This window comes from Campylobacter concisus (assembly GCF_003048605.1).
GTDB classification, from domain to species: Bacteria; Campylobacterota; Campylobacteria; order Campylobacterales; family Campylobacteraceae; genus Campylobacter_A; species Campylobacter_A concisus_BM.
The window spans coordinates 78376-104237 of record NZ_PIRX01000002.1 but is presented as its reverse complement, the minus strand read 5'-3'; the positions used below and the strand labels follow the sequence as shown (position 1 = coordinate 104237).

Genomic DNA, 25862 nt, shown 5'->3' with positions numbered 1-25862 from the left:
TGCTCCCTAAATATCTTTTAGCCTTTTGGAAATCGTCGATACGCCATAATTTAAACCGCCTTTTAGGGTTATTTGCGTCCGTGCACCATCTAAATTTAACGATTTTTTCTCTAAAAAGCTCTACTAAATACTGATTGGCGTTACTTATGCCAAATACTCGCCCCGCGGTTATTTCCGTTCCGTCCCACATCATTTTTACTAACGCCGTTTTATGTCTGCTTCGTATCATCGGTTATTTTCCTCTCTTATACCTGCTTTTATCTCTAGCTCTTTTATGCTCTTGCTTTGCGTCTGCACGATATGAAACAAATCATAAGCGCAATCTAGCAAAGGTTGAGCGACGCCGTCCAGGCTCGTCACCTTGTAGATATGCAAATGCTTTTTAAAAGCTTTTAACATAACCTCATCGCCTGCACTAAAGCAAAGTTTGCTAGGCGTAAATACTAGCTTACTCATCGCGTACTCCTATTGATAAAAAAGGTTTCGATTAGCCTTTTGTTCTCGTCTCGTAATGCGTTTAGCTCTCTCGCCTGCTCGGTCAAAATGCAAAACAAATCAAAGGCTACGGGCTTAAAGTCCGCCGTATCGTCTCCGCTTTGTTCGTCTTGTAGAGATTTGAGATAAATATCGGGGTAGCACTCTTTTAGCATTTTTACGTAAAGTTCGGGCGCGCTTTTTATCTCTTTGCACTCTCGCGCTATTTCGCATATACTCTTTTGATTTAGCTCCGTTTCGCGCTCCTCAAATAAATCAAAAGCTACGCAAAGGGCTTTAGTCACGCCCTCGCGTAGCTCGCTTTGATCCTGGTCGTCCGTCTGCGCGTAAATCGCCTTAATCTCGGGGTATTTGGATAAATGGGTATAAAAACGCCCGTATAGCCTAGCCTCGTTATCGTCTTTAAAAGCTTTCATCTTTCGCCCCCTTGTGGTAATGGTCTGCCCTCGTTTTGTCTTTTGTTGATAAAGGCTTCGACCTCATCTCTTTTAAAGCGTTTTGTAACATTTGTAAAAAAGATAGGTTTCGGAAAATCGCTTAATTTCTTGTATCTGTAAAGTGTTGATACTCCCACGCCTAAAAGCTCCGCTGTTTCTTTTGAATTTAGTAGTGCTTTGTTTTGCATTTTTTAATCCTTTTGTATGTAATTTTTCTCAAATGGTTAAGCCTGAATGCTTGCAAGCTTGATGTGCTTAAATTGATTTGATGTAAGAATATTAATAAATAAAAATATTAATAGCTAGTAGAAAAATAGCGTTAAAATCGATGTTAGAAAAATAAAAGATGTTTGTTTTTTAATGTAGGTTTTTAAAAAAATGCATTAGTTTTAATGTAAAAAATAAATTTCTTACATCGAAAGTAATGTAAGAAATTTTTAGAGGTATTTTTTATGCTTATTTGTTGGATTTTGTCCGTATATTTGGCTTATTATTAAAAATGTTTCTTATGGTAACTCTTAATTGCGTTATTGCTTTGGCTAACTCTAGGGGGCTAATATTATTATTCTTTTTTCTTTCGTTTAGAAGTTCAAAAAAAGCTTTATCAAATTTTTTGTTTGCTATTGTAGGCGTAATATTTTCATCTTTTTCATAACAATCAATTTTTAAGTAAAGTGCGTATATTAAATCATCTATGTTTTTACGTATTTTTATCTCATCGGGGTACATAGCCTTGTGGTCCTCTTCGTCAATATCTTCGCCCATAAAAAAATCCTCTTTTATATCGTATAATGCATTAATAGCTTTTTCGATTTTTTTAAGTAGGCGTTCATCTCTTGTTTGTTTGCGTTCTTTTTTCTTGGCTATGGCTTCTAAATCTTGAATGTATTTATTTATGGCAAATTTGGCGGAATAATCTACGTAAGAATTGCCATCAGTATTAAAATCTTTTAAAAAAATTAAACTTTCTTTTAACTCATAAATACTAGCCTCGCTTTGAAATTGTGGGTATTTATTTGCATATCGCGACAAAAAATTTAATAACTCATCTTTTAACATTATTTTATCCCTCTCCATTTCTAATAATTCATTTAAGTCAATTTTGTTCTCTGTCATTGTTCTTTTACCCCTTTACCAAACTATCTAAATAATCGCTCCACCATTGCATAAGCTTGGCTCGCTCGTCCAGCCTTTGGCTTCGGTCATAAATAGCTTTTACGCTTGTTCGCTCTTTATGGTCTAGGCAAAGCTCTATCACATCACTGCTAAAGCCGTGATTTTTGATGTTTTCATTTAATAGGGTGCTTGCTGTCGTGCGTAAGCCGTGAAATACCATTTCATCGCCGAAGTTTAACCGCTTAATCGCTTGGTTTAGTGTGCTATCGCTTAGCGGTCTTGTCGCACTTATGCCACTAGGAAAAACAAAATCGCCACTTTTATGCTCTAGCATTGTTTTTAAAAGCTTCTTGACCTGCTTACTCATTGGTATATAAAAAACTTCTCTTAACTTCATCGCCTCGGCTGGAAACGTGATTAAATTATTCTCAAAATCCACGTATTGCCATTTTAGTTCTCTCACGTTTGCACTACGTAAAAAGGTATGCACTCCAAATATTAACGCTTGCTGCGTGCAAAACGAGCCTTGATAGTCCTGCATTGCTCTTAATAGCTCTTTTAGCTTGCTTGGCTCAGTTATTGCCTTGTAGTGGTTATTTGATGAGGTCTTGAAAGTATCATTAAAAATAATATCTCGTGTTGGATTGTGTTCGATGTAGCCCTTATTTACTGCTAAATCTAAGATTTTACGGAGTAGTCTAAAAGTCCGCTCTGATGTTTCGTGGGTTAGCTCCCTTTTCGTTTCTCGCGCTTGTATCTGCTCGATTACTTGCATATAATCTCTACGCTTTAGAGCGGTTATCTCTTTGCTACCTAAATAAAAGATGAGATGATTTTTTACACGCCCTATTTGCTTCTTAGTCGATACGAGGCTTTTGCTCTGCTCTTTTTCTATCCACTCATCGGCTACATCTTTAAACGTGATAGCCTTTTGCTTGGCCGTGGCTAGCTGTAAATCCTCGCCCCTATCTCTTAGCCTCTCGAGCTCTAAGGCTTTCGCCCTTGCTTCTGCTAGCGTAATGCTTGGATATTTGCCTAGCCTGATTTGTTTTGTTGTTCGCTTTTCGTCGCTCTCTTGATATTTGAAATAAAAGGTCTTGGTGGTTTCTTTTTGGGTCTTGTATGCAAGCACGTATAAAAATTTCACTCCGTCATCTTTTACCCACTCACGAATTTTATTTTTGAGTGTAAATTTTTTTAGTGCCAAATCGTTCGCAAAGCTTGCCATTTCGTAACCCTTAATTTTGAGTGTAAAAAGTTAGAAAAAATATTTTTTTACACTCAGATATACACTCAAAAGAGTGATATTAGATGAAATGCAATGATAAGAGATGAGAGCTTAAAAAGTGGTAAAAGCCCTAAATTTGGGCTTTGAAAAGCATTTTTTGACAAGGTTTGAAAACCCCTGAAAACGTCTGTTGGTGGAGTTAAGCGGGATCGAACCGCCGACCTCTTGAATGCCATTCAAGCGCTCTCCCAGCTGAGCTATAACCCCAAAAGATTTGGTATTTTATCTTTTTATGGCTTACATTTTTTTGAAAGTCGTTTTTATAAAATAAATTTTTAAGCAACTTTTGGGTAACATTGCAACCTTTAATGCGGGAATAGCTCAGGGGTAGAGCACAACCTTGCCAAGGTTGGGGTCGCGAGTTCGAATCTCGTTTCCCGCTCCATTAAATTTTGCCCGAGTGGCGGAATGGTAGACGCAAGGGACTTAAAATCCCTCGGTAGTTTTTACCGTACCGGTTCAAGTCCGGTCTCGGGCACCACCAAAATGGCGACATGGCCAAGTGGTAAGGCATGAGCCTGCAAAGCTTTGATCCCCGGTTCGAATCCGGGTGTCGCCTCCAACTTCAAAAATAACTACATAAAGGGATAACGATGAAAAAATTGCTTTTAATTGTATGTATGGCATTTTTTGCAGTAGGTTGTTCAAACACTTGGCACGGCGTAAAAGAAGATAGCCACAACGCCAAAGAATGGACTAAAGAAAAGATCAATGACGGCGCTAGTTACGTCAAAGAAAAAACAGAATAATTCTTAGTGGTTATAGCAAATTTTAAGCAAAGTTGGCTATAATCACAAATCTTTAATCGGGAGATGGCTGAGCGGTCGAAAGCGGCGGTCTTGAAAACCGTTGAGGTGTGAAAGCCTCCTGGGGTTCGAATCCCTATCTCCCGGCCACTTCAAATTTCAAATCACCATTTAATTTTTCAATTATTTTCTCATTTCTTTAGTTTATAAATTTATATTTTTATCATAAAAGTTATTTTAAATTCACCCACAAGGCTTAAATTTAGCCTCAAGCTAAATTATAACAATGTACGGCTTCAAACTCTAAGATTAAAATTTATAAAATACCAAAGTTGTTAAAAATTTAAAGGAGTGGTTTATGAACATAAAAAGTATTTTTAGTAAGATCTTTAAAGGTGAGCAGGGTGAGGCCGATGTGCTCGAGGCTATCGGTAAAATTTTAAATCAAAAGGGCGATGAAAACTACTATCTCATCCCAAAGGCGAGCATCGACGATCCTGCTGGCTCATCCAGAGAGATAGACCTGCTTTTGCTCCATCCAGCGCTTGGAATTTATGTCATCGAGGTGAAAAACTGGAGCGACCTTGAGCAAATGGATGAAAATAACCCTTACGAGCAGGTGAAAATTTATCAAAGAATGCTTCTTGCAAAGATAGAGTCAGAACTCAAAAAAGTGCCTATAAATGTCGAGTACAGGGTCATTTTCCCCTCCATTAGCAAGGCCGAGGCTAGTAAATTTTACGCGAAAAATCCAAGCTATCTAAATTTAAAAAATCACACCTTTTTCAAGGACGATCTAACAGACGAGGGCATCTTTGCTAAATTTTTCAACTCCTCTATTAGCACGCTGCCAAACAAAAAAGAGTTTCTTAAAATTTCAGAAATGCTTGTCAATCAAAGCAGGCTAAAACAAAAGATAATCCCGATAATCACGAAAGATGAAGTGATGTTTTTTGATCACAAGCAGCTTAGTATCATGAATGGCTACACTGGCGGGTTTCGCGTGATCAGGGGCGTTGCAGGCACTGGCAAGACGATGATACTTGCAAATTTTGTCGCAAACAGGCTTGAGCGTGACGAAAATGAGAAATTTCTTGTGCTTTGCTTTAATAAAAATTTGGCCCAAAATATCAAATCATGCTTTGGCGATAAATTTATAAACAAAAACATCGCTGTCTATCCGATAATATCGCTGCTAAAACGTATAGAATTTGATGAAGCGAAGCTTGGCATGGATGAAAATACAAACATCAGCAAAAAGTATCAAATTTACGAAACCGACGAAGCGATTGCTGAGTTTAGAGCAAAATTTAAAGCCCACCTTGCAAAGCATCCGATCGACTACGTCCTTTGTGACGAGACTCAGGATATGCCAGCTGGCTTTATGCGCGTCATATACGAGGAGATAAAAGACTGCATATTTTTCATCGACGAGGCGCAGAAATTTTACACATACACGATGAACAATATCGCCGATATCTTTCACCATCCAAAATTTGAGTGCATCGACATGAGAGGACGCGTGAAAAACCTAAAAAATGTCTACCGAACGCCTTCAAACATCGCTAGGTGCGCATTTGAGATCTTGCAAAAGGACTCTGCGATAAATGACTACTACAAAAAGAGCTTTTATCTAAATCAAGACTTCATCTCAGACATCCAGTGTATTTTGCAGGATGGTAGCATAAAAGTGGTCGAGCTTGATGAATTTAGTGAGCTTAAAAAGTGCCTAAATTCCTTGCCAAATGGCGAAACAAGCGTCGTTTTAAGTAGCAGCAAGGTCGCTGTAAATGCCATAAAAGAGAGCGTCTTGCCAGAGGGCAAAAACGTGGAGGTTTTGACGATGCAGTCCATTAAAGGTCTTGAGGCGCAAAATGTCATCATCCACAACTTTTTACCGTTTTTGCAGACCATATATAAAAATGAAAGGGCGCTTTTTTATAGGAAAATTTACGTCTTACTAACTAGAAGCCGTGAAAATTTATATATCTCGCTACCTAAAAATTTGGATGAAAATTTGCCAGATGAGATAAAAAAGGTGGTAGAGATCATCAAAAAATACGCAAATTTGACCCAAGTCTTGCCAGAGCCAGATGAGCATAAAAAAACAAAGTCTAGCCTAAAACTAGCCTCTATAAAGCCAGTTTTAAGAGATGTAAAAGAGGTCGGTGAGCTAGTGGTGACGGGCAGTCAGCTCTTTGCCATCATAGCTGGGCTCTTTGCATAGTAAATTTTAATGGCAGCCGCAGCCGCAACCACATCCGTCGCTTTGTTTTATCGCGTCAAAAACTGCGTCGTAGTTTGGCTCCTGGGTCACTTCAGGGACGATTTGCTTGTGGATAATGACGCCATCTTTGATGACAAAGACCGCTCTTGCAAGTAGGCCTTTTAGCGCCCCGTCACTCATCAGCATGCCGTAGTTTTGGGCAAATTCGCCGTATCTAAAGTCGCTTCCCACGCGCAGGTTTGCTATGCCCTCAGTCGTGCAAAATCTCCCCATCGCAAATGGCAAGTCGTTTGAGATAATGCTAAGTTTTACGCCTTGTTTTCCAGCTACTTTTTCGTTAAATTTACGTGCTTCTGCCGCGCAAACGCCAGTATCAAGTGAAGGCAAGCAGACAAGCACCTCTATGCCGTTATTTCCGCCCACGCTAAATTCGCTAAGATCTTGCGCTACGACTCTTGCCTCAGGCGCATAAGAGCCAACAAATAGCTCATTTCCGCTTAAATTTACCTCACTGCCTTTAAATTTTGTAGTTGCCATGATTTCTCCTTATCTTTTAGCTTTTTTAAACGCTTGATCAAGGTCAGCTATTAGATCATCGACATTTTCAATGCCGATGGCTAGACGAAGCAAATTTTGCTTTATGCCGATCTTATCTAGCACCTCTTTTGGATATGCCTCGTGTGTCATCGTTGCAGGCCTGCAGATAAGGCTCTCTACGCCGCCAAGGCTCACTGCTAGATCAAAAATTTCTAGCGCTTTTACAAATTTATTTACATCATATTTTTCATCAAGCTCAAATGAGATAAGAGCGCCGATATCGCTTGCTTGAGCTACTTGCATCTTTGCCTCTTGCTCGCTATATGAGCCAGGGAAATGCACTACGCTAACGGCGTCACTATCCTCTAAAAATTTGATGATTTTATGGGTATTTTGCGTTTGTCTGTCAAACCTAACGCTAAGAGTTTTAAGCCCACGTATTAGGTAGTATGCGTCCATCGGACTGATGATGCCACCAAGCGTGTTTTTAGCAAATTTTATCTTTTCAGCCAAAGTATCATCGTTTAGCGTGACGATACCAGCGATCACGTCAGCATGTCCGCCGATATATTTTGTGGCGCTATATACCACGATGTCAGCTCCGTGCTCAAGCACTTTTTGATAGTAAGGCGTCAAAAATGTATTATCCACGATGACTAGAGCGCCCTTTTTGTGAGCGATCTTTGAAATTCTAGCGATATCAGTCACTCTTAAGAGAGGATTTGAGGGAGTTTCGATGAAGATAGCTGCCACGTTGTCGCTTATGTCATCTTCGCTTAAAAAATTTAGATCATCTATAAATTCGCTCTTTATGCCGTGGCTTTCAAAAACAGTCGTGACATATCTATAAGTGCCGCCATAGACGTTGCTATTTAGCAGGACTTTTTGCCCCGTTTTTATAAGGCTAAGTGCGGCTGCTGTTGCTGCCATGCCTGAACCAAAGCTAAATGCGTATTTGCTACCTTCGACTTTAGCGAAGATATCATCAAATGCTTTTTTTGTAGGGTTGTTGCCACGTGAGTAGGCAAATTCTTGAAAATTTTCAAGGTCATCTTGCACGAAGGTGCTAGCTAAAAATACTGGCGGAACAACCGCTTTGTTTGGGTTGTTTTTGGCTTCGATGCCTTTTACGACGAGAGTGTCTAGTTTCATAAATTTCCTTTTTAAAAATTTACGAAATTTTACATGATAAAAATTAATTTTCCCCAAACCCACCCAAAATATAGCCAAACCAGTAAGTGGTAGTAAAAGTGCTTTTTAAATTTGCATTTGTAAGATTGCTAAGACTAAATTTAAGCTTTTGCCTGGTCTTCGCAAGCCCTAGTGTTTGGTTTTTACTCGCTTTTGGCTAAATTTTTACCATAAATTTTTACTCTACTAGATCAACCGCCCAGTTTGCCTCCTGAAGCTTCATCTCAAGCTCTCTGATCTCTTTTGAAAGCGCATCTACTTGCTTTTGAAGTGCGCTCACATCGACCGTGCTTAAAATTTTGATCTCGCTGTTTGAGTAGAGATCGATCTTTTGGCTAGCACTCGTGGCAAACTCCCTAAGCACGTTTGCTTTTAGCACCAAAGCGTCCTTTTTAGCGATCATCTCAGTGAGGCTCATACCATCAAATTTTGCGCTCGAGTTTGTTAAATTTATAGAGCAAATGAGCCTAAAAAGCTCACTTGTTAGCTTGTCAAGCTCTTTTAAAAGAAGCTTTGGATCCTCGCTTGGACTTTCATTCTCCTGCGTTTTTGCGTTGCAAAGCAATCTAACTTTTAGCTGTTCGATGCGCTTTTGCGTGTCAGATCTTAGGATGAGAGCCTGAGCTAGTTTCATCATTTTTCCTTTTTTGGTATTAAATTTTTAAATCATCTTAGTATCTTTTGGGTTATAATTGATTTAAAATTTTATTTAAGGAAAAGCTATGAAGTACGATTTTGACACATTAGTAAGCAGAGAAGGCACCAACTCATCAAAATGGCGTATGAAGAGCGATGTTTTGCCGATGTGGGTTGCGGATATGGACTTTAAGGCCGCACCTGAGATCTTAAGCGTCTTGCAAAAGCGCCTTGATAACGGTGTCTTTGGCTACTCGTTCATCCCAAAAGAGTGGAACGAGGCGATAAAGAGCTGGTGGCAAAGACGTCACAATGTGAGCTTAGAGAACGAGTGGATGTGCTTTTGCACTGGCGTTATACCGGCCATCTCGACTGCTATTAGGAGATTTAGCAGTCCAGGAGATCAAATTTTAGTGCAAGCGCCTGTCTATCACGTCTTTTTTAACTGCATAAAAAACAACGGCCGTGAAATTTTATCAAACGACCTTGTCTATAAAAATGGCTCTTATGAGATCGATTTTGACGACCTCGAGGCAAAGCTAGCCCAGCCGCTAACTACTATGATGCTTCTTTGCAACCCTCACAATCCAATAGGCAAAATTTGGGACAAAGAGACGCTTAAAAAGATAGGCGAGCTTTGCTACAAGCACGATGTTTTGGTTATCAGCGATGAAATTCACTGCGACATAACTGATCCAGGGCTAAGCTACGTGCCATTTATCAGCGTGAGTGAGGAGTGTAAGAATAACTCGATCACGTGCATATCGCCTACAAAGGCTTTTAACATAGCTGGGCTTCAAAGCTCGGCCGTCGTTACACCAAATGAAAAGATCAGATCAAGACTAAATGCTGCTATCAACTACGATGAGGTCGGCGAGGCAAATGCCTTTGCGATCATCGCAGCAATCTCCGCTTTTAACGATGGCGAGGCGTGGCTTGATGAGCTTAGAGAGTATCTTTTTGAAAACAAAAAGGTCGTTGCAAATTTTATAAAAGAGCAAAATTTACCAGTAAAGCTTCTACCATCGAGTGCGACCTACCTTTTGTGGCTTGACTGCAGTGCGTTTTGCGAGGATTCGAGTGAGTTTATGAATTTCTTGCGCGATAAAGCTGGACTTTGGCTAAATGACGGCAACGCATACAGAGGAGATAGATTTTTCCTTCGTATGAATATCGCAACGCAGCATGAGAGGGTGCTTGAAGGGCTAAAACGCTTACAAAATGGGATAAATTTATACACTTCAAAGAGATAAATTTTGGCTGGGTGGCTTTGAAATTTAAGCCACCCTTGCTTGATACAAAATAGCTACTGGGGGTATTTTTTACCTCCCTTGTTTCTAATAAATTTTACTGATAAATTTAAAGCCTAAAGAGCCTATGCTAATTTTTCGGTGGCTTAAATTTAAACATGGAGTTGCCTGGTCTTAGTAATACAGCTTATAAAGCCAGTTTTTTACTATTTTATTTTTTGCTAGCATGCCTTAGATGCCAACAAGAGTGTCTTGATCGCGTTTGGGAGTTGTTTTGAAGTTTTAAGTAGCTTTGGATCATAAATTAGCAACTTAAATTTGAAAGATAGAAATTTAAGGGCAAGATAGTTGCCGCTGATCTTGATTTGCGTTAAATTTAAAGCAAAAAGCCTTTGAACGCGAATGCTTAGAGGTATTTTCAAAGCAGTAAAGACCGTGATCATTTTGAGTATCAGGGTGGTTTTAAATTTAAAGGCGTGAAGTTGTTTTGGTTTTGTTTTATAGCGCTAAATTTAAAGTAAAAGCCACTGCACCAAAATAGGGCGGTCGCTAAAACTAGTATTTTATGTCATTTCAAAGCTATAAATATCGCGCCTATTGCTTACTAAATTTAGCAATTCAATTTGAAAAATAGAAATTTGAAAGTGAAATATCTCGCCATAGTGTTAAATTTAAAAGAAGCCATTTTGTCAAAACGAGAATTTGAGCTGTTTAAACTCGTATTATTTTTTAAAAGTGATTTTGCTTAGAAATTTGATGATTTTAAAGTTTATATAAAAGCAGAAATTTAAAGATGAATTAGCTCATTCTGGCTGTAAATTTATAAAAAGACCACTTGCTAAAACAAGAAATTTCACTCTTTTAAAATGATAAATTTGATAGTTAAATTTAAATATAAGCAGAAATTTAAAGGCGGGGAGCTCCCGCCAGATATTATTTATGTAGTTCTTTTGTGTAAAACTCAACTGAGCCAAGGCCCTCTTTTAGCGCCCACTCGTAAGCTTGGCTTACAAATTCCCAGTTTATGTTCTCATAAAATGTCTCTAGGTATTTTGGACGAGCGTTGAAGTTGTCGATGTAGTAAGCGTGCTCCCACACATCAACTACTAGAAGTGGCACTTTGCCATCGCTCACTGGAGTTTTTGCGTTGCTAGTTTGCACGATCTCTAGCTTTTTACTGCTTGGATCAAATACAAGCCACGCCCAGCCTGAGCCAAAAAGCGTTGTAGCTGCTTTTAAAAACTCCTCTTTGAAGTTCGCGAAATTTGCCTCGATCGCAGCTTTTAGCTCGCTTGACATCTCGCTTTTTTTAGCGATGCAGTCCCAGTAAAAGTCGTGGTTATAAACTTGTGCGACGTTGTTGTAAAGGCCACCTTCGCTATTTTTTAAGATCTCGTAAAATGATGCATTAGCAAATTTTGTATCTTTTATGAGATTGTTTAAATTTGCAACATAGGTTGCGTGATGCTTGCCGTAGTGGTATTCACAGGTTTTAGCACTTACTACTGCATTGTGGTTTGCGTCAAACGGAAGTTTTCTTAGTTCAAACATAATAATTCCTTAATAATAAAATTTGTTATTTCGCATTATAGCCACAAAAGATTAACAAACAAAATCTTTCAAAATTTAAGCCAAAAATAGGGCGTTTTTATAAAAGCTAAATTTTTCAATTATAAATGATAAGCGAATTTACTTGATAAATTTGTGGTTAAAAGAGTGAAATTTTATACCCTAAAAGAGCAAATTTGGCTTTGTAAAAGTGAGAAAAGTAAATTTAAATTTCTCTAAATGTAAAAAATAATATAAAAATATGTGTAGAAACGTAACAAAAATAGACTATAAAAATGATAAATAAATTTTTACGTTAAATTTACAAAGCAAAAACTATCCATTTTAGATCAAAAATGTTACAAAAATACACATATAAAAATAAAGATATGTGAATTTATGAAACAAAATTTCTAAATTTTTATTTTTGAAATTTATAATGCACCTATCAAAACTATTACAAAGGATGAAAGATGAAATTCTTACAAGCTTTACTTTTTACATGTGCCATCAGTGGCTTAGCATTTGGTGCTGATAAGGTCTATACGATCAAATTTGCTCACGTTGTCGCAGCTTCTACGCCAAAGGGCAAAGCGGCTGACTTTTTTGCAAAGCGTGCTGAGGAGCTAAGTGGCGGCAAGATAAAAGTTCAAGTCTTCCCATCAGCTCAGCTACTTGATGATGATAGAGTATTTGGCGCGCTAAAGCTTGGCAACGTTCAAATGGCAGCTCCAAGCTTTTCTAAATTTACACCTATTGTACCGCAGTTTCAGCTATTTGACCTACCTTTCATCTTTAAAGATGCAGACCACCTTCACAAGGTCCAAGACGGCGAGGTCGGCGAGGAGCTAAAAGGTCTTGTGACTAAGAAGGGCTTTGTAGCGCTTGATTACTGGGATGCTGGATTTAAGCACTTTAGCTCAAGCAAAAAGCCTATCCTCACTCCAGAAGATGCAAAAGGACAAAAATTTAGAATCCAAAGCTCAAAAGTGCTTGAAGAGCAGATCAAAGCGATCGGTGGCAACCCACAAGTTCTACCATTTTCAGAGGTTTATTCTGCACTTCAACAAGGCGTAGTTGATGCTACTGAAAACCCACTTTCAAATTTCTATAACTCTAAATTTCACGAGGTTCAAAGCTCACTTACACTTTCTCACCACGGATATCTAGGCTATCTAGTCGTTATGAGTGATAAATTTTGGAACAAACTACCAGATGATCTAAAAGCAAATGTAAAACAGGCTCTAAGCGAGGCTACAGCTTACGAGAGAGAAGAGACAGCTAAAGAGGACGCTCACGTCATAGCCGAGCTTGAAAAATATATAGCAGAGACTAAAAAGCTAGAAATTTTCAAGATAGACGACGCACAAAAAGCTGAGTGGGAGAAGACTATGCAGGCTATCTATCCTAAATTTTACGACGTCATCGGCAAAGAGCTTATAGAAAAAACAATCGAGACAAAATAATGAAGAATTTCTTTAACGTTCTTGATGTAGTGATAGTCTCGCTCAATAAGACTATCGCCGTTTTAGGGCTAGCTAGTGGAACACTACTAGCCTTTGCCAACGTCGTGGCTAGATACTTTTTTGACAAAAGCTGGTCATGGGCGGGCGAGCTATCAAACTACCTATTTGTATGGTCGGCGTTTTTTGCCGCGGCATACGGCTTTAACAAGGGCATCCACGTAAGTGTAACTATCTTGGTGGAGAAATTTCCACCAGCGCTTGCAAAGGCGTGCCTACTCTTTTCGCATATCTTAACAACTGTCTTTTTGATATTTATCGCGGTTTATTCGGTTGATTATCTAAAAGCCTTGCACGAGATGGATCAGATGATAATAGACCTTGGCATACCTCAATGGGTCCCTATGTTAGTGCTTCCAATTGCCTTTGTCACAGCTAGCTACCGCTCGGCTGAAAAGGCTATCAAAGTGGCTCTAACTCCAGCAGCAAAGGTCGTAAGCAACGAAGCGCACGAGCTAGCTCATGGTAGCGTAGTCAAAGACTAAGGAGAAAAAAGATGACAATAGCATTTTTATTTATCCTGCTTTTTGCGCTGATGCTAATAGGCGTGCCAGTAGCGGTTTCACTTGGAGCTAGCACGGTTTTGACGATAATATTTTTCACAGATTTTGATGGCGATACTATCGCTATGATCCCGCAGATAATTTTCGATGGTATCAATAAATTTTCGCTAATGGCGATCCCGATGTTTATCTTGGCTGGAAATTTACTAAGCAAAGGCGGCTCAGCAAGGCGTATCATCGACTTTGCAAAGTCTATGGTCGGACACTTGCCAGGTGGCTTGCCTATGAGCGCGATATTTGCCTGCATCATCTTTGCAGCCGTCTCTGGAAGCTCGCCTGCGACGGTTGTAGCCATTGGCTCAATTATGTTTGCAGCGATAAAAGAGGCTGGCTATCCAAAAGAGTACGCAGTGGGCGGCATAACTACGGCTGGCTCGCTTGGAATTTTGATCCCACCTTCAGTTGTTATGATAGTTTATGGCGTAACGGCAGAGGTTAGTATCGGCAAGCTCTTTATGGCTGGCGTCGTGCCAGGTCTTATGCTTGGAGCTTTTATGTTAGTTCAAACTTATGTAGGCGCAAAAAAGCTTGGATTTAAAGCGACTAAGGCTGAGCCATTTAAAGTAAGAGTGCAGAAATTTGCAAAAGCATTTTGGGCTCTTTTGATCGTTGTAGTAGTCATTGGCGGAATTTATGGAGGCATATTCACTCCGACTGAAGCAGCTGCGGCAAGTGCGGTCTATGCGCTATTTATCTCACTTTTTATCTATAGAGATATAAAGATAAGAGATCTTTGGGACATCTGCCTAGACTCAGCCCTTACAACAGCTATGATATTTTTCATCATCGCAAATGCCGTTGTTTTTGCATATTTGCTAACTAGTGAGCAGATCCCACAAGCGATCGCATCGATGATACTTGACGCAAATATCGGCATGATAGGATTTTTGATATTTGTAAATATCTTGCTCTTTATCATGGGTCAGTTTATGGAGCCTTCAAGCGTTATCATGATCATGGTGCCGCTCTTGCTTCCGATAGCTACGCAACTAGGCGTCGATCCTATTCACTTTGGTATCATCTTGGTTGTAAATATGGAGATAGGTATGGTCACTCCGCCTGTTGGACTAAATTTATTTGTCGCAAGCGGTCTTACAAATATGAACTTAAAAGAGGTCATCGTGGCGTGCTTGCCATGGACGCTAACCTTGTTCTTTGGCCTTATCTTGGTTACTTATATACCGCAAATTTCGCTTTGGCTACCAAACATAATGTATGGACATTAAAATTTAGAGGCCTAGGCCTCTAAATTTATCCTTTTGGATCGTAATCCGCACTCATAACGATATTTTTACCATTTCGCTTACCGACATAGAGTAGCTCGTCAGCTTGCTTTATCATGCGCTCGATATTTACCTCAGTATGGCCACTGTGAGCCACGACGCCAAAGGTCATAGTAGCTATGATCCTATGGTTTTCAAATTCAACGACATTTTGATTAAGCGTCTCTCTGATACGCTCTAAGATACTAACTGCTTTTGCCTTTTTAACATCAAAGATAACAGCCAAAAACTCCTCGCCGCCAAATCTTGCAACCCTATCTTCATTTCTAAAAGCATTTTTGAAAATTTTAGAAAGGCTCTTTAGCACTTCATCGCCTGCGCCGTGTCCGTAGGTATCATTTATCTTTTTAAAGTTATCTATGTCACACATCACGATAGCAAAGTCATTGCCGTCAAATAAATTCTTTTGTCTAAAAATTTGTTGCATTGAAGCTCGGTTTAAAAGTCCAGTTAGTGGGTCGTGGTTAAAGACAGCTTTAGCAGACTCTTTCTCTTCTAAGATGCCTAAGAATATAAATAAATTTGAGCTCTCTAGCAAAAATGAGGTTAAGACAGCAAATACGCAAGATGCAGTTAGGTTAAATACAAAAAATATCTCTTTGTATAAAGGATCGTCCTTTGCTGGTAGATCTATCACTAGATAAAAAAGTAAAAATGCTGCGATATCTAGCAAAGAGATAATTCTGCTTAACATTTTAAAGCTAACTGATAAGAAAAAGAGGCTAATAGTTGATGTTAAAAATAAAATTTCAAATCCCCAGCCCAGTCCAAGGATAAAGACGCAAAGTGAGGCGTGGAGTAAAATTTCTAATTGCAAGATGAGCATCACGATCTTGTTGTTCTCTTCACTATCAAAGAGTATCTTTAGTGCAAAAAGATATATGCTAACAGAAAGGATGTTTGCCACAGCCAAAATTTCTTCGCCCATGAGGCAGAACATAACTAGGTAAAAAGTATGTACAGCTAGAAGCGAAAAGACGATGATCTTTTGTGAGATATAAAGTGAAATTTTAGGCATTGTCTTTGTCCTTATTTGCCTTCATGATCTCATACTCGATGCGGTCTTTGCCATTTTTCTTACCCTCATATAGCTTTTTATCAGCTTTGTTTATGACTGTGTCGATATCAGTTATAACGCCATTTGCGCAAAGGACTAGACCAAAGGTCATGGTTACTGAGCTCTTATCAGGTAACTTTACCTGCGCTATCCTTGTGCCAAGTCTGGTTTCTACCTTTTTTACGTCTTCGGTTTTAACTTCAGGCAAGATAACTAGAAATTCCTCTCCGCCCCACCTACAAATGTGGTCATTTTCTCTAAAAGTATCTTGCAAGGCCCTTGCGATCTCTTTTAAGACCTTATCACCCCAGTCGTGTCCGTAGGTGTCATTTATCTTTTTGAAGTTATCTATATCTCCTAGCATGACGACTAAATTTGCGTCACTGCTTTTTTCTCTAAGCTCTTTTAGCTCATATCTAAGCGTTCTTTCGATAGAGCGTCTATTTAAAAGACCGGTTAAAAAGTCATACTTAGAAATTCTCTCTATCTCCTCTTTCTCTTCGCTGATCTGTTTGTAGCCACTAGATGTGATCGCATCAGAGAAAAACGAAAGTCTAAAGACCAGGTAAAAAGTAAAGAAAACGCTTATACAGGTTGAGCCTATTTGTACCATGATGTCTATCTCAACTACTTTATCTTTATATGTAAGATATAGCCACAAAAGGACAAATAGCTCAAGAAGGCAGACAGAGTAGGTAAGAAGTCTTTGGTTAAAAGCCAAAAAGTAGTTTATAAAGATAACGCCAAGGAGTGTTATCCATATATTAGAGCTCCAGCCCATGCCAACAACGCCAGCGATAACTGCGGTGATGACATTTAGTTGAAAGATGGCCGAGATTAAAAATCTGTATTTGATATTAAATCTAATCCTTAAAGCAGTGCTAATAGAAAGAAATAAAAAACAGATAAAAATGATCGTTAAGTCAAAGTAAAAACTACAAAGCGCGATCAAGACAAAGGCGTTACTTACTATCGCTACGTTTAATATCGTTTTGTAAATGTCATCGATAGCCTTATAGCTATCTTGCTCTATAAATTCCTGTACCAAGCATTCTCTCCGTTAATTTCATCCATTAAATTTAATTTAGATCATTTTAATACGAGTCGTAACTATCCTCATCCTCATCGCTATCTTCATAGTTGTAGTCATTTTCGTCGTAGTTATAGTCATAGCTATCGCCACTATCCTCATCCTCATCGTTAAATTCAGAGTAGTCTTCTTCTACCTCTTCATAGTCAAAATCATTACTCATTTTTCTCTCCTTAAATTTTATCTTTGATATTTTCGATATACAAGCTTTGGCTTGGGAATGCAAAATTTAGACCATTTTGCTTTAAAATATCCATAATTTTTAGCATTACATCTTGTTTTACGTCTAAAAAATCGCCCCAAACGATAGTTTTTGCAAAGCAATAAACTAGGATATTTATCGAGCTATCAGCAAAGTCATCAACCACGACAAATAAATTTGACTTATATCCAGCGTAGTCATCAACTGAGACTATGTTTTGTCTATATTTTAGGCCTCTTTTATTAGCCGCGATATCTTCGCTTTTAGCGATATCTGGGTGATTTATCAGCATATTTTTGATGTCATTTACACATTTTTTGATCTCATCCGTAGTTGGTCCATACTCGATGCCAATAACCATTCTTATGCGTCTGCCGACCTTTCTTCTGCTCCAGTTTCTAACAGGATCGCTAGCTAGTTTCGAGTTTGGCACGAAGATAAGGGCATTATCAAAGCTTCTAACAGTCGTTTTTCTAAATCCTATCTCAACGACCGTGCCCTCGATGTCGCCACAAACTATCCAGTCGCCTTGTGAAAATGAGTTGTCAAAGAGCATCATAACAGATGCAAAGAAGTTTGCGATGATGTCTTTAGCAGCGAAGGCAACAGCAAGACCACCGATACCAAGTGAGGCGATGAGTGCTGAGATATCAAAGCCAAGCTTTTGAAGGATCAGTAAAAGTGTGATGATTAGCACGATCACGTAGATCACTTTTAGTGCTAGGTTTATCACCTCTTTACGCTTGCTTTTTTGCGCGATCTTGTCGAGTATAGCGATGCCGTAGCCATTTAGTATGGTGAGGACAAGCCATGAAAATGCGACTATATAGATGATAGAAAAGATATTTGCTACGACAAGCGGCACTGGCACTGGGTAAAATCCAACGCCGATACAGATATTTAGCGCGTAGATGATAAGAAGCGCAGAGATCGGCTTTTTCACGATATCTACGATCTGATCTTTAGCCTCTTTGACCCCTTCGCCTGAAGCGATGAGCGACATCACCCAGTAGGTGAGCTTGGCTAAAATTCTAGTTAGCGAGACGAAAAATAAAAATATCGCAACGATAACAACTATCTTGCCAAGGTTAAATTTGTTTGGATTTACAGCTGTTGATTTGTTTATATAGTCCACCGTATCGACTAAATTTAGCTCAGATAAGAGCATGCTTGAGCTTAGAAGATCGGCGTTATTTTTAAGGTAGGTTAAAATTTCCTCCTGCGTCTCTTTTTTTAGCTCAAGGTCCATAAATGCCGCGTCGTACGAGCCTGAAGTCTCATTTAGCGAGTCTTTTAGCTCCTTTATGCTGACGTAGGAATTTGTTTGTAAATTTAAGAGTCCGCCGTCTATTACCTCTTTGATAGAATTTGCCTTAGCACCCTTTTTAAATATCTCCTCAAGGCTAATGAGCGCTGAGTAGTAGGCGTAGTCTACCTTCATCTTCTCAAGCTCGATGGCGCTTTGTATATAAGCGTCCTTGTTTGACTGCTTTTCAAGTCTGGCTACCTTTTTCTCTAGCGCCTCTTTTTGCAGGTTGTACTTATTGATATCGCTTTGTGTAACTTCGATCTGCATAACATAGGTCGGAATTTTCTCTAAAAGAGCGCTCTTTTTCTTTTGAAGAGTGATCAAATTTGAGTTATCAACCTTTGAAGCGTTTAAGTCTTTTTGCTGAGATTTTATGATATTTATCTGGCTGTTTATGGTTTGAATTTGATTTGTTATGCTGATGATATCGTCTTCTTGTGTTACGTTGTTATCAGCGCCAAAAAGAGTTATGAAAGAAAGCAGGATGATGGCTAGAAATTTACGCATTTTCGCCCCTTCTGTCCGCTAAAAGCTTAAACGTACCCTCTTTTAAATCGTAACTGAAAATTTCACCAGTCTCGATGATATAGTGCCAGCCGTAAATTTGCAGGTTGCCACTTTCGTGCTCTTTTTTCACGTTTGGATAGGTCATTATATTTTCGATCGAGTTTATAACGTTTAGCCTCTCGGTCAGCCACGCCATTTTAGCTGGGTCATCGCTGGTAAATTTGAGCACTTCGCGCTTGATTGGCTCGATTAGTTTTATCCAGTTTTTAACATTTGGAGTGTTTTTTAGCTTCTTTTCATCAACATAAAGCGCCGCGCATCCACCACAGTCAGAGTGGCCACAGATTATGATATTTTTGATATTTAAAACTTCAAGCGCATACTCGATCGCCGAAGTGGTCGCCAAAAACTCTTCGCTCACCCTATAAGGTGGCACGATGTTTGCGATATTTCGCACCATAAAAAGCTCGCCTGGCAGGCAGTTTGTTATCAAATTTGGCACGACCCTTGAATCCACGCATGATATGAAAAGCGTGTGCGGATCTTGCTTGTGTTGCAGACTTTTAAAGAGCTCTTCATGCTCTAAAAAACCATCTTCCATAAATTTTACTGCACCTTCAAGTATTGAATCATCCATAAAATTTATCTCCATTTTTTATATTTTTATCGCGATTATAGCAACTTTTATTTAATCAAAAAAATGCTCTCTAAAACGGACTTTAAACTAATATTTTTTATTAAACTTCTTTTTATATATTGTTTAATTATTTTAGGCTAAACTCACTGCAAAAATTCATAAGGAGAAAAAATGAGTTTGTATGATAGAAACTACGCTAAGCAAAATCAAGAGGAGCTTGCGTATTCTCAAAGCTCACTAAGCACTTTTATAAAACAAACTTATCAACTTTTTGCAGCATCACTACTTTCAGCTACTGCTGGCGCTTATGTAGGCATTAGTATCGCTGGCGTTTTTGCGGCAAATAGATTTTTGTTTTGGGGACTTGTGATACTTGAGTTTGTTCTACTTTTTGGACTAATGGCGGCTAAACGCAAAGAGGGATTAAATTTAATACTCCTTTTTGCATTTACATTTGTAAGCGGTCTTACGCTAACTCCGCTACTTTCAGCGATCCTTGCTATGCCAAGCGGTGCTAGTATCGTAGCTCAAGCATTTGGCTTGACGACAGTTGCATTTGGTGCTCTAAGCGTCTTTGCGATGAATACAAAACGTGACTTTACAACGATGGGTAAGATGCTATTTATAACTTTGATAGTTATCATTGTAGCAGCGATCATCAATATTTTCGTTAAAAGCACGATGTTTCAACTTGTAATCGCAAGTATTTCATCGATCTTATTTAGTGCTTACATACTTTTTGATACACAAAATATCATCCGTGGCAACTACGAGACACCAGTTGAGGGTGCAGTTGCTTTGTATCTTGATTTTGTAAATTTATTTACATCATTACTACAAATTTTAGGCATTTTTAATAGAAATGACTAATGACGAGCGCATCTACCGAGTGATAGATGCGAATTTAAATAGGCTAAAAGAAGGACTTCGCGTCGTTGAAGATATAAAAAGATATGTCTTTGATGACGCTAAGCTCGCCTATAAGATAAAATCTCTCCGTCACAAGGCAAAGATCCCACAAAAAGAATTTTTAAAATTTAGAAATTCACAAAATGATGTCTTAAAAACCAGCACAAAAAGCGAGCAAGAAAGATCAAATTTAGACGAGGTCATCATTGCAAATTTCAAGCGTGCCCAGGAGAGCGCTCGCGTGCTTGAAGAGTGCTTTAAGCTTGTAAATTTAGAGCGAGCCGAGCTTTTTAAAAGCATAAGATACGAGCTTTATGAGCTTGAAAAAGAACTTTAACTAAAAATTTAAATCTTTTCTTGTATAATCGCAAACTATTTAAAAAATTTAAAGGAAATTTCGTGAGTTTAATATTTTTAATCTTGCAATTTGTTCTAGCTGTCGTTATCACGATCGCAGTTTTACTCCAAAAGAGCTCATCTATCGGTCTTGGAGCATACAGTGGAAGCAACGAGAGCCTTTTTGGAGCAAAAGGACCAGCTGGGTTTTTAGCTAAATTTACCTTTGTGGTAGGCGTTTTGTTTATCCTAAACACACTTGCACTCGGATATTTTTACAACAAAGATCTAAAACGCTCTATCGTTGATAGTGTCGATAGCAAATCTCTAGTCATACCAAAATCAAACGACGTGCCAGCAGCTCCTAGCGCACCACAAAATCCAGCAAAATAACAATGATAAAAACGTTTTTAGCGTCACTTTTGACGCTAACGTTTGCTTTGGCAGACGCTCACATCCTAGTTTATCACCGCTTTGACGATCCAAGACACGTTAGTACAGATATTTCTATCCAAAATTTAAGAGAGCAGTTTGAATACTTTAAAAACAATGGCTTCGAAGTTGTCAAGCTATCAAGGCTTGTCGATGCGGTAAATGCTGGCGAACCGATCCCTGATAACTGGATCGTTATAACGATCGATGATGGCTATAAGAGCTTTTATAACAAGGCGCTTGAAGTTTTTAAAGAGTATAACTACCCATTTGCGATGATGATATACGTCGAAGCAGTCGCTGGCAAATATGGCGACTATCTCACATTTGATCAGCTAAAAGAGCTAGAAGCTTACGGTGAGATTGGCTACCACTCATACGCTCATCCAAGGATGACTAGACTTAGTGATGAGGCCTTAAGAGAGGACTTTCAAAAGGGTGTTGAGACCTTTGAAAAGCACATGGGCTATAAGCCAAAATACTTTGCAGTCCCTTACGGCGAGATCGATAGTAGGGTTGTCTCTTTGGCAAAAGAATTTGGCTTTTTAGCACTTTTAAATCAAAACTCAGGCGCAGTTTCAGATAAAAGCGATGTTTTCGATCTTTACAGAACACCAGTGATGAATGGCACAAAGATAGCACTAACTTTTAATAGCAAATTTTTAAATGCCCAGTGGATATTTCCAGAGGGCTATCCGCAAAATAACGCTATCGATAAACTCATCATCAAAACCGATACAAACGCAAGTGAGGGCAGTTTTTTCATGACTGGCTTTGACGGCTTTAGAAAAGTACCTATGACAAATGGCGTTTTTGAGTGTAAATTTAACCCACCACTTGATAAGCGCAAAGTGTTAATGTCGCTAAAAGTAGATCATCACAGAAGTACAAAACTTCTAATAAAGGACACCAATGCTAAATAAAATTTATGATACCCAAAAAGAGGGTTGCGAAAAGGCGATCGCTTCTTTAAAACGCGATTTTACAACGCTAAGAACTGGCAAAGTAAATATCAACATCCTAGATAACGTTATGGTTGATTATTATGGCTCGCCAACTCCGCTTAATCAAGTAGCCACCGTGCTTACAAGTGACGCTTCGACTATCGCTATCACACCTTGGGAAAAGAGCATGATAAAAGCGATCTCATCAGCTATCCAAGCTGCAAACATCGGCGTCAATCCAAACAGCGATGGCGAGAGCGTTAAGCTATTTTTCCCACCGATGACCGTCGAGCAACGCCAAGAAAATGCAAAACACGCAAAAGCTATGGGCGAAAAGGCCAAAGTTAGCATCAGAAACGTGAGAAAAGATGCAAACGACGAGGTCAAAAAGCTTGAAAAAGACAAGGCTATAACTGAAGACGAGAGCAAAAAGGGTCAAGATGAGGTTCAAAAGATAACTGACACCTACACCACAAAGATCGACACTCTCGTAAAAGAGAAAGAAGCCGAGCTTTTAAAAATTTAAATTTACTTAGAAATTTGCGTTTTTAGCAAATTTCTAAACCTCCACTTTTTAGCCACGTAATATGGCTAAATTTCACTCTTTAAAGGACGACATTGCAGATCGCCACTGAGCTAAAAACCGCATTTGCCGATAAAAAAAATTTTGCTTCTTACCATTTTGGCATTTAGCCTAGCTACCATTTTTCTTAGCCCAAGCCAGATAGTGGATGAGTATAGAGGTTTTTGGCTGCTTGAGCCGCTACTTTTGGTCGCTATCTACCTAAATAAAAGGCAAATTTTACTTCCTTTATACTTTTTGATATTTGGAGCTAGCCTTTACTTTTTTGGCTTTAAGCTAAGCGGCCATGCCAGCGATCTTGTTGCGCTTTATCTCATAGCTTTTGTGCTTTTATTTTCTTTAAATTTTGCCAAAGATAATGAGAAATTTATAAGCCAGAGCCTAGCAAGACTTTTAAATTTACTCATCTCATTTGCCCTTTTTCACCTATTTTTTCTTGGCATTTTGGCTGTTTTCGCAGGGCTTAACTACCTTTTTGATTTAGAGCTTTTAACCAGCCACAGGACGCAAAGGCTCTATCTGACACTAGCCTCTTTTGGTCTGCCTTGTCTATTTATCTTTTTTGAGAGTAAATTTAGCGAGTATAGGCTCTTAAATTTCATCAAGATCGTCATAAATTTCATCCTAAATCCAGTGCTAATCATCTATGTGGCGCTTTTAAATTTATACTGCATTTATAGGCTTGTTTTGCTTGAGCTGCCACGTGGCGGGGTTGCTTATATCGTGCTTGCCTACTTGATCGCTGGCTTTGTTTTAAGGGGGCTAAATTTACTAATCAAAAGCCAAATTTATGATCAAATTTTCAGGCTCTTGCCACTTTTTATCATCTTGCCTAGCATAATGCTTTGGTGGGGCGTCATGCACAGGGTCGGTGAGTACGGCCTAAGTGAGCCTAGGATATATCTCATCGCCTGCGTGATATTTGCAAATTTGAGCTATTTTGTGATGATATTTCTTAGAAATTTCTCTTATAAATTTCTAGCATTTTTCATGATATTTGGCATATTTTTCACGCATTTTGTCCTTGATACGAAGCAACTTGTGCTAAATTCTCAAAAAGAGCTTTTACTAAGAGAGCTAAAGGCGCTAAATTTACTTGATAGTAGCGGCTTAGTAAGTGGCGACGTGAGTAAGATAGGCGAAGAGAAGCTCTACTTTTTGCAAGATAAATTTGACTATCTCACAGAAAAAGGCGATAAATTTGCGTTAGAAAATAAAAAATTTATAGCAGGTCTTGAGGTGGCTGAGCAGAAAAATTGGCAGATATTTAGTATAGATTTTAGTGGCACCGCTATAAACGTTAAAGATGCGATCATCAAAACGCCTATCACAAGTAGCACAAATGGCGATGATCTTGTTATACAGCTAGATAATGAAAGCGTTAGCATAAATATGCAAAAGCACCTAGAAAAAGCGCTCGCAAGTCTAAATTTAAAGCCAGACGGCGACTTTGGCGCTGAGGTATTTGAACAGCTAAAAGAGCAGCTTTTGATCCTTGAAGTAGGCAAAAGGGTCTTTGTTCTGCGCTCTATGGAAATCGTGCAAGAAAACGGAGTTTATAAATTTTACGATGCAAGCGTGCTTTTTTATATGGAGGATGCCAAGCTAAAATAGCGAGCCCTGCGTGAGTTTTGGCTTTATGACAAAGCTTTTTCTGTGAAAGTCTGAGTAGCCAAATTTAGCTATGGCGTCTATGTGCGACTTTGTGCCATATCCTTTGTGCCCTGCAAAGCCGTATGCGGGATAAAATTTATCCCAGCCACTCATCAAGCGGTCACGGCTCACTTTGGCTAGAATGCTGGCTGCACTTACGCTAGCTACCTTGCCGTCGGCCTTTATCATCGTGGTTATACCCACGCCGTAGTCTAAATTTCCATCGTAAATGATCTCAAAGCCCTCAAAATACGCCTTAAAAAGTTTGAGCGCTCGCCTTAGGCACTCACTTAGCCCAAGCTCGTCTATCTGGGCGTTTGAGAAGTAGGCGATGAGGAAATTTGAGCTTTTTGTGATCTCTTTAAAGAGCTCCTCGCGCCTTTTTGCGGTTAGTTTTTTGGAGTCGTTTAGGCCAGAAATTTCGCTATTTAGTACGCAAGCAGCCACGCTTAGTGGTCCAGCCAGCGCTCCACGTCCAGCCTCGTCGATACCGCAAATTTTAGCCATTATAGCCCGACTTCATCGCTAAAGTAAGGTCTTAGCTCCTCAAGTGGTACGCTGATTTGCTCCTCGTTTAAAAATGTAAGCCCAAGTGGCGAAAGCACGAAGTTATCGCTCACGCCAGCGGTCGTAAGGACTGCTTTTAGATGTTCGTTATTCATATCTTTAAAAATTTGCTTTAGTTTTAGCTTTTTGTTCGTCGCAAGCGAGATCACCTCGCAGTTTGTTTTTTCATTTTTATAGGTGCAAACGCTCTTTATCTTGTCGTTGATGTAGTAGATGCTTTTTAGGCTCTCATATTGGCTATTTGGCCATTTTTTGCGCTCGCTTTTTAGGTCGTAAAACTCTGCAAGAAGCTTGTTTTTATACTTTTTGGCTGAGTCTTTGGCGAAGATGTCGTTAGTGATCGCCTCATATCTCGTGCCGTTTGCTTCGGTCATTTGGATGCCGATATTTAGGATCTCATACTCTTTTTCTTCTTTTACGGTGGCGTTGTAGGCTTTGTTTTTGACTATTATCTTGCCTTTTAGCTCGCCATTTTCGTTTTTAACGTCTAAATTTATCTTGTCTGAGACTGCATTTAATGAAGAAATTTCACTGCCATTTTGCTCAAAAGAGCCCTTTTCATAGTCGTATTTTGCGCCGTCAAAAAAGATGTGGCCACTTATCTTGGCTGGGACTTTAAAGCTCTTGGTTTGTTTGAAATTTTCAAATTCATCTTTAAAATAGTTCATATAAACTTCAAATTTCACACCATTTGCATCGCCACTAAATTTATAAAATTTAGCCCAGTTTTCGTGGTTTATCTCATAGCCAAAAAGGCTTGCAGCGATGAATAAGATCCCAAAAAATGCTCTCATGT

The 25862-nt window shown here is 39.0% G+C and carries 28 protein-coding genes and 5 tRNA genes; 16 read left to right on the top strand and 17 right to left on the bottom strand.

The window, feature by feature from the left end:
• Positions 1–225: 225 nt before the first annotated feature.
• From CVS86_RS01830 to CVS86_RS01805, 6 genes are all read right to left on the bottom strand, one after another.
• Positions 226–456 carry a hypothetical protein gene (locus CVS86_RS01830; protein ID WP_021089225.1) on the bottom strand — a complete coding sequence of 77 codons (231 nt, stop codon included), beginning with the start codon at positions 454–456 and terminating at the stop codon, positions 226–228.
• Positions 453–911 carry a hypothetical protein gene (locus CVS86_RS01825; RefSeq protein ID WP_035169960.1) on the bottom strand — a complete coding sequence of 153 codons (459 nt, stop codon included), beginning with the start codon at positions 909–911 and terminating at the stop codon, positions 453–455. Before CVS86_RS01825 ends, CVS86_RS01830 begins: the two co-directional genes overlap by 4 nt.
• Positions 908–1120 carry a helix-turn-helix transcriptional regulator gene (locus CVS86_RS01820; RefSeq protein ID WP_021089242.1) on the bottom strand — a complete coding sequence of 71 codons (213 nt, stop codon included), beginning with the start codon at positions 1118–1120 and terminating at the stop codon, positions 908–910. Before CVS86_RS01820 ends, CVS86_RS01825 begins: the two co-directional genes overlap by 4 nt.
• 268 nt (positions 1121–1388) lie before the next feature.
• Entirely contained in the window at positions 1389–2048 is a 660-nt protein-coding gene (locus CVS86_RS01815) for a hypothetical protein (protein WP_021089284.1), read from the bottom strand.
• A 7-nt stretch (positions 2049–2055) separates the two neighbouring features.
• Complete coding sequence (locus CVS86_RS01810; RefSeq protein WP_021089240.1) at positions 2056–3276, bottom strand: tyrosine-type recombinase/integrase; 1221 nt, start codon at positions 3274–3276, stop codon at positions 2056–2058.
• Between the two features lie 191 nt (positions 3277–3467).
• Positions 3468–3543: transfer RNA gene (locus CVS86_RS01805), tRNA-Ala, on the bottom strand.
• Positions 3544–3646: 103 nt separating this feature from the next.
• Here CVS86_RS01805 and CVS86_RS01800 point away from each other — a divergent pair.
• From CVS86_RS01800 to CVS86_RS01780, 6 genes are all read left to right on the top strand, one after another.
• A tRNA-Gly gene (locus CVS86_RS01800) sits at positions 3647–3721 on the top strand.
• 9 nt (positions 3722–3730) lie between these two features.
• Positions 3731–3817, top strand: a tRNA-Leu gene (locus tag CVS86_RS01795).
• Positions 3818–3824: 7 nt separating this feature from the next.
• Positions 3825–3898 (top strand) — tRNA-Cys (locus tag CVS86_RS01790).
• A gap of 31 nt (positions 3899–3929) precedes the next feature.
• A complete protein-coding gene (locus CVS86_RS09850; RefSeq protein WP_021086361.1) occupies positions 3930–4085 on the top strand; it encodes a hypothetical protein in 156 nt (51 codons plus the stop codon).
• Between the two features lie 57 nt (positions 4086–4142).
• Positions 4143–4232 (top strand) — tRNA-Ser (locus CVS86_RS01785).
• Positions 4233–4440: 208 nt separating this feature from the next.
• Positions 4441–6309, top strand: a complete 1869-nt coding sequence (locus CVS86_RS01780; protein ID WP_107790780.1) for a nuclease-related domain-containing DEAD/DEAH box helicase — start codon at positions 4441–4443, stop codon at positions 6307–6309.
• A gap of 6 nt (positions 6310–6315) precedes the next feature.
• Here CVS86_RS01780 and tpx read toward each other — a convergent pair whose 3' ends face one another.
• From tpx to CVS86_RS01765, 3 genes are all read right to left on the bottom strand, one after another.
• On the bottom strand, positions 6316–6846 hold the full coding sequence (tpx, locus tag CVS86_RS01775; RefSeq protein WP_107790779.1) for a thiol peroxidase: 531 nt from the start codon (positions 6844–6846) through the stop codon (positions 6316–6318).
• A 9-nt stretch (positions 6847–6855) separates the two neighbouring features.
• A complete protein-coding gene (locus tag CVS86_RS01770; protein ID WP_107790778.1) occupies positions 6856–7998 on the bottom strand; it encodes a trans-sulfuration enzyme family protein in 1143 nt (380 codons plus the stop codon).
• Between the two features lie 217 nt (positions 7999–8215).
• Positions 8216–8671, bottom strand: coding sequence for a DIP1984 family protein (locus CVS86_RS01765; RefSeq protein WP_107790777.1), 456 nt, complete (start codon positions 8669–8671; stop codon positions 8216–8218).
• 88 nt (positions 8672–8759) lie between these two features.
• Here CVS86_RS01765 and CVS86_RS01760 point away from each other — a divergent pair, with 88 nt between their 5' ends.
• Positions 8760–9926, top strand: a complete 1167-nt coding sequence (locus CVS86_RS01760) for a MalY/PatB family protein (protein ID WP_107790776.1) — start codon at positions 8760–8762, stop codon at positions 9924–9926.
• 930 nt (positions 9927–10856) lie between these two features.
• On the opposite strand, the gene sodB is transcribed toward CVS86_RS01760, so the two are convergent.
• Positions 10857–11474, bottom strand: coding sequence for a superoxide dismutase [Fe] (gene sodB / locus CVS86_RS01755; RefSeq protein WP_107790775.1), 618 nt, complete (start codon positions 11472–11474; stop codon positions 10857–10859).
• Between the two features lie 470 nt (positions 11475–11944).
• Between sodB and CVS86_RS01750 the strand changes: the two genes are divergently transcribed.
• The 3 genes from CVS86_RS01750 to CVS86_RS01740 are packed head-to-tail and all read left to right on the top strand — an operon-like array spanning position 11945 to position 14783.
• Entirely contained in the window at positions 11945–12937 is a 993-nt protein-coding gene (locus tag CVS86_RS01750; RefSeq protein ID WP_107790774.1) for a DctP family TRAP transporter solute-binding subunit, read from the top strand.
• On the top strand, positions 12937–13479 hold the full coding sequence (locus tag CVS86_RS01745; protein ID WP_107790773.1) for a TRAP transporter small permease: 543 nt from the start codon (positions 12937–12939) through the stop codon (positions 13477–13479). Before CVS86_RS01750 ends, CVS86_RS01745 begins: the two co-directional genes overlap by 1 nt.
• Positions 13480–13490: 11 nt before the next feature.
• Positions 13491–14783, top strand: a complete 1293-nt coding sequence (locus CVS86_RS01740) for a TRAP transporter large permease (RefSeq protein WP_107790772.1) — start codon at positions 13491–13493, stop codon at positions 14781–14783.
• 25 nt (positions 14784–14808) lie between these two features.
• Here CVS86_RS01740 and CVS86_RS01735 read toward each other — a convergent pair whose 3' ends face one another.
• The 5 genes from CVS86_RS01735 to CVS86_RS01720 are packed head-to-tail and all read right to left on the bottom strand — an operon-like array spanning position 14809 to position 19642.
• Positions 14809–15858, bottom strand: coding sequence for a GGDEF domain-containing protein (locus tag CVS86_RS01735; protein WP_107790771.1), 1050 nt, complete (start codon positions 15856–15858; stop codon positions 14809–14811).
• The gene (locus tag CVS86_RS01730; RefSeq protein ID WP_012140570.1) at positions 15851–16945 is read right to left on the bottom strand and encodes a GGDEF domain-containing protein; all 1095 of its coding nucleotides are present in this window, start codon (positions 16943–16945) and stop codon (positions 15851–15853) included. The genes CVS86_RS01735 and CVS86_RS01730 overlap by 8 nt, the downstream gene beginning before the upstream one ends.
• Before the next feature lie 46 nt (positions 16946–16991).
• Positions 16992–17150 (bottom strand): hypothetical protein, encoded by a 159-nt coding sequence (locus CVS86_RS09845; RefSeq protein WP_199906500.1) that lies wholly within the window; start codon positions 17148–17150, stop codon positions 16992–16994.
• 10 nt (positions 17151–17160) lie between these two features.
• Positions 17161–19005, bottom strand: coding sequence for a mechanosensitive ion channel domain-containing protein (locus CVS86_RS01725; RefSeq protein WP_103616882.1), 1845 nt, complete (start codon positions 19003–19005; stop codon positions 17161–17163).
• Entirely contained in the window at positions 18998–19642 is a 645-nt protein-coding gene (locus CVS86_RS01720; RefSeq protein ID WP_107790770.1) for a carbonic anhydrase, read from the bottom strand. Before CVS86_RS01720 ends, CVS86_RS01725 begins: the two co-directional genes overlap by 8 nt.
• A 171-nt stretch (positions 19643–19813) precedes the next feature.
• Between CVS86_RS01720 and CVS86_RS01715 the strand changes: the two genes are divergently transcribed.
• The 6 genes from CVS86_RS01715 to CVS86_RS01690 all read left to right on the top strand — a co-directional run bounded on the left by CVS86_RS01715 (position 19814) and on the right by CVS86_RS01690 (position 24460).
• Positions 19814–20512 carry a Bax inhibitor-1/YccA family protein gene (locus CVS86_RS01715; RefSeq protein ID WP_087583620.1) on the top strand — a complete coding sequence of 233 codons (699 nt, stop codon included), beginning with the start codon at positions 19814–19816 and terminating at the stop codon, positions 20510–20512.
• Complete coding sequence (locus tag CVS86_RS01710) at positions 20505–20888, top strand: thiamine-phosphate pyrophosphorylase (protein ID WP_107790769.1); 384 nt, start codon at positions 20505–20507, stop codon at positions 20886–20888. Before CVS86_RS01715 ends, CVS86_RS01710 begins: the two co-directional genes overlap by 8 nt.
• Positions 20889–20950: 62 nt before the next feature.
• A complete protein-coding gene (gene secG / locus CVS86_RS01705) occupies positions 20951–21280 on the top strand; it encodes a preprotein translocase subunit SecG (RefSeq protein ID WP_002941549.1) in 330 nt (109 codons plus the stop codon).
• A 2-nt stretch (positions 21281–21282) separates the two neighbouring features.
• Positions 21283–22242 carry a polysaccharide deacetylase family protein gene (locus CVS86_RS01700; protein ID WP_107790768.1) on the top strand — a complete coding sequence of 320 codons (960 nt, stop codon included), beginning with the start codon at positions 21283–21285 and terminating at the stop codon, positions 22240–22242.
• Positions 22232–22789, top strand: coding sequence for a ribosome recycling factor (gene frr, locus CVS86_RS01695; protein ID WP_103570699.1), 558 nt, complete (start codon positions 22232–22234; stop codon positions 22787–22789). Before CVS86_RS01700 ends, frr begins: the two co-directional genes overlap by 11 nt.
• Before the next feature lie 201 nt (positions 22790–22990).
• On the top strand, positions 22991–24460 hold the full coding sequence (locus tag CVS86_RS01690) for a DUF4153 domain-containing protein (protein ID WP_234399210.1): 1470 nt from the start codon (positions 22991–22993) through the stop codon (positions 24458–24460).
• Here CVS86_RS01690 and CVS86_RS01685 read toward each other — a convergent pair.
• Complete coding sequence (locus tag CVS86_RS01685; protein ID WP_107790767.1) at positions 24452–25006, bottom strand: ribonuclease HII; 555 nt, start codon at positions 25004–25006, stop codon at positions 24452–24454. The genes CVS86_RS01690 and CVS86_RS01685 overlap by 9 nt on opposite strands.
• Positions 25006–25860: an S-adenosylmethionine tRNA ribosyltransferase gene (locus CVS86_RS01680; protein ID WP_107790766.1), complete on the bottom strand. Its 855-nt coding sequence runs from the start codon at positions 25858–25860 to the stop codon at positions 25006–25008. Before CVS86_RS01680 ends, CVS86_RS01685 begins: the two co-directional genes overlap by 1 nt.
• Between the last annotated feature and the right edge of the window lie 2 nt (positions 25861–25862).